Annotated in this window: 10 protein-coding genes; 3 read left to right on the top strand and 7 right to left on the bottom strand. The window is 67.1% G+C overall.

Translation table 11 applies throughout. The annotated features are described in order from the left end of the window. Window positions 1-9: 9 nt before the first annotated feature. The 3 genes from EV191_RS00185 to EV191_RS00195 form a co-directional block, all read right to left on the bottom strand. Window positions 10-1233 (bottom strand): glycosyltransferase 87 family protein, encoded by a 1224-nt coding sequence (locus tag EV191_RS00185; RefSeq protein ID WP_243658658.1) that lies wholly within the window; start codon window positions 1231-1233, stop codon window positions 10-12. A gap of 11 nt (window positions 1234-1244) precedes the next feature. Further along, window positions 1245-2672, bottom strand: coding sequence for a glycosyltransferase 87 family protein (locus EV191_RS00190; RefSeq protein WP_243658659.1), 1428 nt, complete (start codon window positions 2670-2672; stop codon window positions 1245-1247). Between the two features lie 130 nt (window positions 2673-2802). Beyond that, window positions 2803-3693, bottom strand: a complete 891-nt coding sequence (locus EV191_RS00195; RefSeq protein ID WP_132874761.1) for a GGDEF domain-containing protein — start codon at window positions 3691-3693, stop codon at window positions 2803-2805. A gap of 359 nt (window positions 3694-4052) precedes the next feature. Between EV191_RS00195 and EV191_RS00200 the strand changes: the two genes are divergently transcribed. The 3 genes from EV191_RS00200 to EV191_RS00210 all read left to right on the top strand — a co-directional run bounded on the left by EV191_RS00200 (window position 4053) and on the right by EV191_RS00210 (window position 7703). Further along, window positions 4053-6386, top strand: a complete 2334-nt coding sequence (locus EV191_RS00200) for a sigma-70 family RNA polymerase sigma factor (protein WP_132874762.1) — start codon at window positions 4053-4055, stop codon at window positions 6384-6386. Between the two features lie 192 nt (window positions 6387-6578). Beyond that, complete coding sequence (locus tag EV191_RS00205) at window positions 6579-7133, top strand: GtrA family protein (protein ID WP_132874763.1); 555 nt, start codon at window positions 6579-6581, stop codon at window positions 7131-7133. A gap of 48 nt (window positions 7134-7181) precedes the next feature. Next, on the top strand, window positions 7182-7703 hold the full coding sequence (locus EV191_RS00210) for a GtrA family protein (protein ID WP_165912769.1): 522 nt from the start codon (window positions 7182-7184) through the stop codon (window positions 7701-7703). Between the two features lie 7 nt (window positions 7704-7710). Here EV191_RS00210 and EV191_RS00215 read toward each other — a convergent pair whose 3' ends face one another. From EV191_RS00215 to eboE, 4 genes are read right to left on the bottom strand one after another with little or no spacing between them, the layout of a single operon-like run. Beyond that, on the bottom strand, window positions 7711-8580 hold the full coding sequence (locus EV191_RS00215) for a sugar phosphate isomerase/epimerase family protein (protein ID WP_132874764.1): 870 nt from the start codon (window positions 8578-8580) through the stop codon (window positions 7711-7713). Between the two features lie 36 nt (window positions 8581-8616). Then, window positions 8617-9621 carry a sugar phosphate isomerase/epimerase family protein gene (locus EV191_RS00220; protein ID WP_132874765.1) on the bottom strand — a complete coding sequence of 335 codons (1005 nt, stop codon included), beginning with the start codon at window positions 9619-9621 and terminating at the stop codon, window positions 8617-8619. Further along, on the bottom strand, window positions 9618-11063 hold the full coding sequence (locus tag EV191_RS00225; RefSeq protein WP_132874766.1) for an alkaline phosphatase family protein: 1446 nt from the start codon (window positions 11061-11063) through the stop codon (window positions 9618-9620). The genes EV191_RS00220 and EV191_RS00225 overlap by 4 nt, the downstream gene beginning before the upstream one ends. After that, a complete protein-coding gene (gene eboE, locus EV191_RS00230) occupies window positions 11060-12193 on the bottom strand; it encodes a metabolite traffic protein EboE (RefSeq protein ID WP_132874767.1) in 1134 nt (377 codons plus the stop codon). The genes EV191_RS00225 and eboE overlap by 4 nt, the downstream gene beginning before the upstream one ends.

Consider the following 12193-nt stretch of genomic DNA (forward strand, 5'->3'; position numbering starts at 1 on the left):
GTGGCTAACCTACCCAGCCGCCTGCGCCGAGCGTTCGGCCCTGCCCTTGCGAAGTGCCCGAACGCACAGCACGGCCCCGAACACCACGGGGAAGAATACGTAGCTGTTCCCGAGCAGGAACTCGATCGGTCCCCAGCTGAACTCCACACCGTTCCCATTGGGCACGAACATCACCACGCAGCTCGCGAACATCAGCAGCGTCGCGCCCGCGGTACGCCAATGCGCCCTTGCCAGCAGCATGACCAGCAGCGGAACCGCCCATACCCAATGGTGGGTCCAGGAGATCGGCGAGACGAGCAACCCGAGAAAACCGGTGACCAGCAGCGCGGACACCTGGTCGCCGCGTGTGCTGAACCAGCGCACCAGCCACACGGCCGGAATCGCCAGCACCGCCCCAATGCCCAGGGCAACCGGTGCCGACCAGTGCGCTTCCGCGGTGAGGCGAAGCATCGTGCCTTCCAGCGACTGGTTGAAGATCCAGTCCCCGGTGTCCACCAGTTCCAGGTCGCCGCCCAACTCGGTCCAGTACTCCGCGGCCTGACCCGGTACGAACAGGAAGGCAAGCAGCTGCAGGCCGAGGAAGGTACCGACGGCACGGGCGGCGTCCGCCCACCTGCGCACCACGAGCAGATGTACCACGAAGATCAACGGCGTCAGCTTGACCGCCGCGGCCACGCCGATCAGCATTCCGCCGTAGCGGCGCCCGGTCCCCCCAACCACTAGCACGTCGAGGACCACGAGCGCCATCAGCAGGATGTTGATCTGGCCGAGGAACAGCGTTTTCCAGATCGGTTCGAGGCCGATCAGCAGCACGGTGAGCCCCACGCTCGCCGCGACACCGGTCAGCCACACCGGCCGCAGCCGCCCCGCGCGGGTTTCCGCGCGCAGCACCGCGCGAACCGTGGCGTAGAGCGCGAAGACCGAGGCCGCCACGAACAGCCCCCAGGCCAGCGAGGCTGGTGCGATCGCGAGCGGTAGGAAGAGCACCGCGGCAGCCGGCGGGTAGATGAACGGCAGGTTCACCCAGTCCGGCAGAAACGACATCCGCTGCGGTCCGTACAGCGGCTGATCGTGCAGCAGGCTCAACGCGCCCGCCCGGTACACCCCGCTGTCCGCGCCAAGCTGCCAGCCGCCGATACCGGCCAGCACCCCAGCCGCGATGCCGAGTACCAGTAGCACGGCGGCCACCCGAAACGATGGGCGGCGCAGTGGCGTCCGTGCCTCGACTCGCACCAATGTCGTCCCTACTTCCCCCTGTTTGGCGCTCGCCGGGCGCGGCGCAGCTCGCTACCGAGTAACACGGCGCCGAACACGATCGGCGTCAGGAGATAGCAACTGCCGATCACGAACTCGAACGGCGACCAGCGCAGTTCCGCGTCCATGCCGTTGGACATCCAGAGCAGCACGCCACTGCCGAACACCAGCACCACCGCGGCAAGCGGCGACCAGGATCGCCATTGGCCGAGCGTGGCCCCGGCTGGGATACGCGCGGCGAGCAGCACGATCAGTGGAACCACCCACACCCAGTGATGCGACCAGGAAACCGGCGAGACGAGTAGCCCGAAGAACGCGGTGACCAGCAGGGCCTGCAACGGACGACCGCTGCGCTGTAGGCGGAGCATCAGCCAGACAGCGGGGATCGCGAGAATTGCGCCGATGCCGATCGCGATGTAGGTCGTATGGGGGGTCAGCTCGCTGATCCGGGCAACCAGTCCGGCCAGGTTCTGGTTACCAGCCCAGTGGATCGGGCCGGTGCGGCCAGGATCCTGTACCGCGTGCATCCAGAACTCCCGGAAATCAACCGGGATCAGCAGGAACATCAGCCCCTGCAGCGCGAAGAAGGTCACCAGCGCGCGCAGCGCGTCGAGTTTGCGTCCGATGAAGAACAGATGCGCGACGAAGATCAGCGGCGTCAGTTTGACCGCGGCGGCAATCCCGATCAGGATCCCGCCGAACCGGCGCAGGCGTGGTCCGGCCGCGCCGACCACGAGCACGTCGAGCAGCACCGCCGCCATCAGCACCACGTTGATCTGACCGAGGAACAGCGTGCGCCAGACCGGTTCAAGGGCAAGCACGCAGATCGAGAACACTACGGTGGCCGTGGCTGGTTTGGCCCAGCGGCGGGTGGGCAGGTATTCGATCGATACCCGGATAACCAGGACGAGCAGCAGGATGGAAAGCGCGGCGAGCAGTCCCCAGGCGAGCTGGGTGGGCACCAGGGCGAGCGGGATGAAAAGCAGGGCGGCCGTCGGTGGATAGGTGAACGGCAGCAAGGCCCACCACGGTTCCGAGCCAAGCGTGTTGAACTCGTAGAGGGGTTCACCGCGCAGCAGGGTCAATCCGCCGGATCGGTAGACCGCACTGTCCACGCCGAGGCGTAACTCGAATACCGCGCCGACGATGCCGGCCAGCAGCACGCCGAGCGGGATGAGCAGCAGCAACAGCAGGAGTCGCGGCGAGCGGAACAGGCGAGCGAACGAGATGGCCAGCCACTGTCCCGCCCCTTGATCTGAGCTGGCTCCCCGATCTGGGCTGGCTCCCCGATCTGGGCTGGATGGGCCCCCAGCAGGCCTTTCCCCCTGGTCTTCCGAGACCTCCGATGCCGCGCGCTCCACAACCGAAAGGAAACCATGCCGGTGATCACGCCCGAACCGCCCCTGTGCACCCGTCACCCGGAAAGGCATATTTCCGACACGAAGAACAACCGGTAAGCAGTACCGCGCAACCACCCGAACCACGTTCAGCCCGCGAAACGCGCCCCAAAATCAACGGTCAGCCCGCTAAACGTGGAGTTTCGGGTGGTCAGCGGGCTAACCGGCCGAGCAGTTCGATGGCGCGCTCGTAGGTGGCTGGCAGGCGAACCAAGCTGGTACGTGGCTGTCGCTCGGCATGCAGCGCCGGATCAGCGCAGGCCCGCTCGTTCACCAGACGCCGTACCAGTACGGCGCGCGCGGCCAAGCCATCCTCCCGGTCGGCAAGCACCCCAACCGTGCTTGGCCCGAGCGCGCACCGCGTCTCCCCGCCGTCGAACACCGCGCGAAGCACGTCGGCGACCAGCACCATGCTGGCCATCCTGGACCAGCCAGACCGCGCGCCAGGATCGAGTGAAACGACCAACAGCGTGTACCGGTTGTCGACCCAGTGCCCGGCGCGATCGGCACCCCGATACACCTCGTCCAGCCGTTGCCGCAGATACGCGAGGCTGACCAGACCGGTGAGCGGATCAAGCACGCCGGCATCCCTCACCGGCTCCATCGCGGCATCCGCCCAGGCCAACGCCGTGGTGGTGAGCCGAACCGAAGGCGTGCCGTCCGGGTCGATCGTGGCCGGCTCGCTTTCCGCTCCGGGATCGGCGAGTACCGCGTGCAGCGCGGCCAGATCGGTCAACGTCTCCGGTAGCCCCGCGCCCGCGGTGGCCCGCGCCCTGCCGAGTTTTGCCAGCGAATCGGCGATCGCGGCGTCCTCCCCGGCCAGTACCGAGGCGCACACCTCGTCGACCTCGGGTAACGACCAGTCGCTCGGGAACCGCCAGCCGGTCGCCAGGCTCGCCACCCGCCAACGATGGCGCAGTACCCGAACGGCCACCTGTGCCCCCGAGGTTTCGGTGCATTCGCCGAGCTCATCGGCGCCAAACGACGCCCGATGCTCCGCACCACCCAGGCCATCGGCCGCCCCGGTAGCTCCCGTGTCCACTCTTGCGCTGCCCTTCCCCGTCAACCGGACATCCGTCCGCCCGCATCACCCGAGGGACGTACCGAACCGGCAACCGTGACGGCGGTTCACCGACCGAAGTTGGAGCTTGCGACGATCCAACCGGTTCCACGATCCGCCAACTCGCGGGGTTACTGACCCGGGCACTCGCCAAGTGGTTGTGCGCGAGCTAGCCTTAGCGCCCTACAAAGCACCGTTGACCTCAATGGGTCATCAAGTACACCCAGATCGTGACTGCGACGGGCACATCCGTGACACTATGGGGGTTGCCGCGTCTAATTGACATCGGCCGCGTTCTACCCGGATGAGCAGGCCACCCACGACTGGCGCAGAGGAGTCCCGTGTCCACCGTTCCCGCCGACGTCCACGGCTCGAGCGATGCGGAGCTGATCGCTTCGGTCCGCGATGGGCAGATCGAGGCGTACGGAACGCTGTACGAGCGGCATGTCGCGGCGGCCTACAACCTGGCCCGCCAGCTGGCTCGCTCGCCAGCCGAGGCGGATGACCTGGTCTCCGAGGCGTTCTCCAAGGTGCTGGACACGCTGCGCAACGGCCGCGGTCCGGACTCCGCGTTCCGCGCCTACCTGCTCACCTCGCTACGACACACCGCATACGACAAGACCCGCAGGGATCGCAAGGTCGAGTACTCCGACGACGTCTCGACCGTTGGCGGGGTATCCGCCGAGGCGGTGAGCATTCCCTTCCAGGACACCGCCGTCGCCGGCCTTGAGCGCTCGCTGGCCGCGCGTGCCTTCGCGACGCTGCCGGAACGCTGGCAGACCGTGCTCTGGCACACCGAGATCGAACAGCAATCGCCGGCCGAAGTGGCGCCGATTCTCGGGCTGACCGCGAACGGGGTGTCCGCGCTCGCCTACCGGGCGCGTGAAGGGCTGCGCCAGGCCTACCTGCAGGTGCATCTGGCGGAAACCACGGCGGAGCGCTGCCGGGCGACCGCCGACCGACTCGGCGCACATGTCCGCGACGGGCTGTCCAAACGGGAGCGCGCGCAGGTCGAGGCGCATTTGGACGAATGCGACGAGTGCCGCGCGCTGGCAGCCGAACTCGCCGATGTGAACGGCGCCCTGCGGGCGATCATCGCCCCGCTGGTGCTCGGCGGGGCGGTTACCGCCTACCTCACCACCGCCGGTGCGGCGAAGGCTTCCGCGGCGACCGCGGGGTTGGCCGCGGCGGCGAGCGGTTCGGCGGGAAGTGGTGTCGCGGGTGCCGCGGCATCCGGGCCACGGCAGTTCGTCGGCGTAGGCGCATCCGGGGTCGCCATGGTTGCCGCGGTAACGGTCGCGATGGCAGCCGGCGGCGGCCCGGCCGAGATCCCCACCGCTGCCCCGCCGCAGGAACCACCGGCGGCCGAGCAGCCGGCGCAACCGCCCGCGCAGCAGAATCCACCGGCACCGCAGAATCCGCCCGCCGCGCCGAACCCGCCCGCGCCGCCGCCGGCACAGCCCGAGCAACCCCCGCCGGCCGAGCCACCTGCGGAACCGCCACCGCCGGAGGACCCGCCGCAGGAGCAGCCCGGCCCGCCGAGCCTGAACGCGGAGCCACCGCCGAGCGTGCACCTGGTTCCGGGAGGCGGCCCCGCCGAACTACCAATCACCGTGCGTAACACCGGGGACAGCACTTCGGAACCAGTGGAGTCCACGCTGAACTTGCCCGACGGCGTCCGGGCAACCAGTGGAAACAACCTGTCCGGTAGCAAACCACTGCGGTTCGACGCCCCTCGGCTCACTACGCAAGGTCAGCCAAGCGCCAACCAGGTGAGCTGCCCAGCGGGTTCCGGCACGGTCAGCTGCCGCAGTGCGGCCGGGCTACGTCCAGGGCAGTCGGTAACGCTGCTTTACCGGCTGATCGCCGACGAATCGGCAAGCGGCGGTCACATCACCGGCACCGTGGTGGCCGGCGCACAGGTGAATATCCAGGTGAACGTGAAGGTGAACGTCACCCCACCGGAAGTGCGCGATGACGTACGGCTGACGGCGCACGCCGAAGACCCGGGGATCTGGCCGTGGTTCTGGGGCCGGCCGGTGGTACACGCGGTCGCCCGCAACACCGGGGAGAGCACCAACACCGTCACGATCACGCTGGACGCCGAGGGCACCGCCACGCTGTCCCGACCGAACACCGATTGCAGCTCGGACGGCGCGAGTACGACCTGCACTACGACGGAGCCGATCGAACCGGGCGAACGGCTGAACCTGCGGGTGAAACTGTCCGATCGGCAGTACGAGGACCGCGAGGTGGGCCTCACGGCCACGCTCGGGTCGGCCACGGATGCCACGACGGTGACCTTGCCCGGCTGGCCATGGCCATGGCCGTGGCCAGGACCGCCGGACGAGCACCCGACCACCATCCCGAACACGCCGGATGTCGATCGCCCCGAGCCGTCCGGCACACCGGAACAGCCCAGTTCGGGCAACCCCAGCCCGTCGAATGAGCAGGGCAAGCCAACCGGCACACCCACCCCGAGTGGCACGCCTACGCCAACCGGTACGCCAGGGTCACCGTCCACGCCGCCAAGCAACAGCGGCGAGGAAGCGAAACCGACCAGTACCCGCGAGGAATCGAGCTCGTCGACGTCAACACAGTCGAGGAGCCCAGCGCCAACCAGCACCTCGGGACCGGCGCTGAACCGGGTCCCCGGCGGTACCTGGTACTTCTGACCGGTTCCGCTTTTACCTCGATATCACATTTCCCATACGGCAATCTGATATTGCACATACCGGACAGGAGTTGAATATCGCTCGATATTGGCCGGTATTGTCGCGGACATTACAACTGGGTATTTCTACGCATAAGCACTGCGCAATACCCCCCTCGTCCCGCGAATTCGCGAAGGAATAAGATCGGCGGCCATGATCTCCGCGGGAACAGTGTTACGCCGCGTGCCAGCCCCATTACGTGGCCTGCTATTCCGGCATCGCGAGTTGCTGAAGTTCGGCGTCGTGGGCGGCATCTGCTTCGTCGTCACCATCGTGCTGAACTACGCGCTCAAGCTCACCGTGCTCAACGACAAGCCGCTTACCGCACAGGGGATCGCGATCCTGGTCGCGACGATCGTGTCCTACCTGCTGTCCCGCGAGTGGTCGTTTCGCACCAGGGGCGGGCGGGAACGCCGGTACGAAGCCGCGCTGTTTTTCCTGATCAGTGGGATCGCGGTAGGAATCAACGTGCTACCGCTCGCGGTTTCCCGGTACCTGCTGCACCTCCAAGTTCCACAGGTAACGCTGCTTACCCAAGAAGTAGCCGATTTCGGCAGCGGAATCATCGTCGGCACGCTGCTCGCTATGGTTTTCCGCTGGTGGGCATTCAAGAAATGGGTATTCCCGGAAGAGAATGCTCGGCCACGCAATTTGACCAGCACCTCCGGCGTGACCCAGCCGATCGAGCGCGGAAATCGCGCGGCCTGATTCCACCAACCACACGGGCGCGCAGGAGTGTTCCGTAGACTCGCCCCCGTGACCGTTGTCGACTCCGTACTCGCCTGGCTACCGAAACCACTGCGTTCGGTCATGATCAGACATCGCGAGCTGCTGAAGTTCGCGATCGTGGGGGCGACGACCTTCGTGATCGACAACGGCGTGTGGTTCACCCTCAAGTTCACCGTGCTGGAGACCAAACCGGTCACCGCGAAGGCGATCGCCGTGCTGATCGCGATCATCGTCTCCTACGTGCTCAACCGCGAGTGGTCGTTTCGCACCAGGGGCGGACGCGAACGCCATCACGAGGCCGCGCTGTTCTTCCTGATCAGCGGGGTCGGCATCGGGATCAACGTAATCCCGCCGTACATCTCCCGATACGTACTCGAACTGGAGACCCCGCACGTATCCCTGCTGGTGCAGGAAACGGCGGACTTCGTGAGCGGCTCGATCATCGGCATGCTGCTCGCGATGGGCTTCCGGTTCTGGGGCTTTCGCCGCTGGGTCTTCCCTGATCAACTCGGTACCCGGCGGCGAGAGCTTGCCGACGAGCACGACTAGCAGCCATTCACCAGCGTAGGTTCGCCAGGTACTCGTATCCGGCCCGCGCGGTGCCGAGCGGATCAGTCGGTTCGTCGTGCTCCACGATGTACTCGGCCAACCTGCCGTGCTGGGTGGCCCGAAAGATCCCGGGGAAGTCGATCACCCCGGCACCTGGATCGACCATCTCGCCGTCGGCCGTGCGGTCCTTGACGTGGTACTGGCGAACCCGGGGGAAGTGGCCGCGGAACAGCTCAACCGGGTCCTCTCCGGCGTCCACCGCCCAGAACAGGTCCAGCTCGAAATACACCAGTCGCGGATCGGTGCACTCGGCGATCACGTCGAACGGCTTGGTACCGGAGATCTCCCGGAACTCGTGGTCGTGGTTGTGGTAGCCGAATCGGATACCCGCCGCGCGGAACGCCTTGGCCGCCTCGGTCAACTGATCGGCGAACGTTCGCCATTCGGCGATCGTGTCGAAGTCCGCGAAGGGTACCGCCACGTACTGGTTGCCAAGCGTTTGCGCGTCCTCGACAAGGGAATCCAACGGACCGTCGTCGATGCCCACATGGCTGGATGTCGCCCGCAGGCCATGCTTGTCGAGCAGCTCGCGGAACTCGGCGGCCGAGTACCCGTAGGTGCCGGCCATCTCCACCTTGCGGTAGCCAATCGCGGCCAGTTCCCGCAGGGTGTCCTCGACATCATGTTCCAGCAGCGTGCGCAGGGTGTAGAGCTGAATGCTGATCTTGCTACGCGGTATACGCCGCCAGCCGGCGCTCGAGCCGGCGGCGACACCGGCACTACCAGCAAGCGCGCCGGCGGCGACCGTACCGGCGAGCAGGCCCCGCAGCGCGGTACGGCGGGACAGTTGACTGTTCGTTAAACGGGAATCCGACATGTTCGCTCCACTCATTTGTCGGCGCGAATGGCCCATTCATTTGTCTGTACGGAAAACGGAGTCGAAGGCCGCCTCGGGCGGTTCGAACAGCACCTCGCGGAGGTAGCGCACGGCCTCGGCGGCACCACGCAACCGATCCATGCCCGCGTCCTCCCATTCGACGGAGATCGGGCCGGCATAACCGATCGCGGACAATGCGCGAAACGCCGCTTCCCAATCCACGTCACCATGTCCGGTCGAGACGAAATCCCACCCGCGCCGGGCGTCCGCCCATGGCAGATGCGAGCCGAGTCGGCCGTTTCGGCCGTCGAACCGCTTCTTGGTGTCCTTGCAGTCGACGTGGTAGATCCGGTCGGCGAAGTCCAGGATGAAACCCACCGGGTCGAGGTCCTGCCACACGAAATGCGAAGGGTCCCAGTTCAATCCGAAGGCCGGCCGGTGCTCGACCGCGGCCAATGTCCGCTGTGTGGTCCAGTAGTCATAGGCGATCTCCGAGGGATGCACCTCGTGCGCGAACCGCACCCCTTCGGCGTCGAAAACGTCCAGGATGGGGTTCCACCGCTGGGCGAAATCCGTGTAGCCGTCCTCGATCACCCCCGCGGCGACCGGCGGAAACATCGCTACGTACTTCCAGATCTTCGAACCGGTGAAGCCGACGACCGTGTCCACGCCGAACTTGGCCGCGGCCCGAGCGGTATCGGCGAGTTCAGCGGCGGCGCGCTGGCGTACCCCCTCCGGTTCGCCGTCTCCCCAGATCCGCGCGGGCAGAATGGCCTGGTGCCGGTGATCGATCGGGTCATCGCAGACGGCCTGGCCGACCAGGTGATTCGAGATGGCCCAGGCACCCAGCCCGTGCTCGGCGAGCAGCTTGCGCCGGCCAGCCACGTAATCGGGTTCGGCCAGCGCTCTGTCCACTTCGAAATGATCACCGGAGCAGGCGATCTCCAGGCCGTCGTAGCCCCATTCGGCTGCCAGCCGGCACACTTCGGTAAACGGCAGATCGGCCCACTGGCCGGTGAACAGCGTGATCGGTCGACTCATCGCAGCGCTCCCTTGTCCAACTCGCCTACCGGCTGACCTACTCCTGAAAGCTCGAGCAACAGATCGCGCACCTCGGTCGCGGCCACCCTGCCGCTGGATTCGATCCCGGCCGGGGCCCACGGCTCGGAACACAACAACACCGGCCCGTCCGCGGCCGTATCCGGCAACCTGCCATGCGAACCGCGAACCCAGCTGCCTTCCAGCGGGACCACGTTCATCGCGTAGCGCAGGCCGACCTTCTTGCGCGCCAGATTCGCCGCGGCCTTGGCTTTGACCAGCGGATCGCGCGGGTTGAAGAACAGCTCGGCTGGGTCGTAACCGGGTTTGCGGTGGATCTCCACGCCGCGCGCGAAATCCGGCGCCGCATCCGGACGCAACCAGTAGTAGTAGCTGAACCAGGCATCCGGTTCGGCGACCGCGACGAGCTCGCCGGCCCTGGCATGGTCCAGGCCAACTTTGGCCTGCTCCGCCCGGTCCAGCACCTGATCCACCCCTGGCAGCTCGGCGACAACGGCGCGCGCCCGAGGTAGATCCGCTTCGTCGGCCACGTAGACATGTGCCACCTGATGGTCGGCGACCGCGAACGCCCTGGATGCCCACGGATCGAGGTATTCCATCCCCGCCTGGGTATAGACCTCGAGCAAGCCGGCCGCGCGCAACGCGCGGTTCACCGCAACCGGGCGGGACGCAGGGGTGATGCCGTACTCGCTCAACGCCACCACCGAGGCGCCAGCGGTCAACGCGTCCTGAAGTAACGGCGCGATCGCCGCGTCGGCATCGCGTGCGGCGGCGATCGCCTGCGGCGAATCGGGACCGTAGCGCTGTAGGTCGTAGTCCAGATGCGGCAGGTACACCAGCAGCAGATCCGGCCGATGCCTGGCCAGGATGCGCCGGCTGGCCGCCACGATCCATTCGGTCGAGGCAAGCGAGGCGGTTGGGCCCCAGTACTGGAACAGTGGAAAGGCACCGAGCTCCGCGGTCAGCTCGTCGTGCAGCTCCGGCGGGCGGGTATAGCAATCCGGCGATTTCCGACCGTCAGCGTGATAGATCGGCCGGGGCGTCACCGTCCAATCGGTACTCGCGCCCATCGCGTACCACCAGCAGACGTTCGCGGTGGTGTGCCCGGGCGCGTACCTGCGGGCGGCATCCCAGATTTTCTCCCCGGACACCAGCTTGTTGTGCTGCCGCCAGAGGTAGACCTCGCCCAGCTCCCGGAAATACCAGCCGTTGCCGACGATCCCGTGCTCGGCCGGCCGCAGGCCGGTGAGCAACGTGGACTGCGCGCTACAGGTGACGGCGGGCAGCACGGTGCCGAGCTCGGCTTGCCAGCCTCGCTGGCCAAGCTCACGCAGCCGTGGCATATGCCCGAGTAGTTTCGGGGTCATCCCTACGACGTCGAGTACCACCAGTGGTTTCGCACCGGGCTGGCTAACTGGCTTCATACCGCCGCCCTTTCTTCAGCAAGCACCGCATCGAGCGTTCGGTTGGCCCAATCGAGTTCGGCCGCCGTCCCCGCGACCACATCCACCCGCGTGCTCCCGCGCGGTTCGGGCAACACCTGCCAGGTGTAGGTCTCCACCTCGAGATGCGGCAGGGGGCCCACCGCCGTGACGGCAGCCAGTGCCGCACGCAGCACTCCCGTCGTGGCCACCAGCGGTGCGGTCGGTTCGGCGTGCAGTGGGACATGGAAGTGCACCCGCTGCGTGCCCACCCCCGGCAGCTCGGCGGCCGCCTGGGGCAGGTCGTCAATGGCATGCACCGTGCCGTCGCTCGCCCGTTCCCGCACCTGGTGCAGGTAGCGTGGCTCGGAGAACCCTGCCAGTGCCGCCCTGCCATGCGGATCGGTGGCGTCGGGAAGTTCCAGCGCGGCGGAGAGCTGCACCTTCACGATGTCCAGCCCGACCGCGTGAATGCGCGCCACCTCGGCCGCGGGGTCCGCGAACGAGACCGCTAGGTGGCAGGTATCCAGGCACAGTCCGATGAACCGCGGATCGACGCGCCCGGTCAGCCAGTCCACCGCCGCGGCGATGTTGTCTAGTTTGGACCCTGGTTCCGGTTCGACGGCCAACCGGATCGGCCGTCCGGCCCGCGCCTCGCTGGTGCGCAGCACCCTGGTCAACTCGTCGAGTGCCATCGCGCAGCGCGTCTCCCGCGAGCTCGTCCACGGTTCGCGCCAACCGAGCGGCAGTGTGGAGATGCTGCCATAGACCGCCTGCTCGTCGAGCAGCTCGCTGAGCACCGTGACACAGTCCAATGTGTAGCGCAGCCTCGCCGGATCACTCCATGGCGGCTGGAACACCCGGTGTTTCACCACGTCGTCGTGGAAACCGCCATAGGGGAAGGCATTCATGGTGACCACCGCGAGCCCACGGGCCGTCAGCTCGGCACGCAACCGGCGGCGGCTGGCCGGTTCCGCGGCCAGCTCGGCGGCTACCGGTGCGGCCAGCCAGATGCCGAGGCCAAGCCGGTCCCAGCCCAGCCGCTCCCTGATCGGTACGGCGAAGTGGTCGAGCTGGTCAAGTACGCCGGGTAGGTCCTCGGCCGGGTGCACGTTCGTACAGTAGGAAAGCAT

It is taken from the genome of Tamaricihabitans halophyticus (assembly GCF_004340875.1).
Lineage (GTDB): Bacteria > Actinomycetota > Actinomycetes > Mycobacteriales > Pseudonocardiaceae > Tamaricihabitans > Tamaricihabitans halophyticus.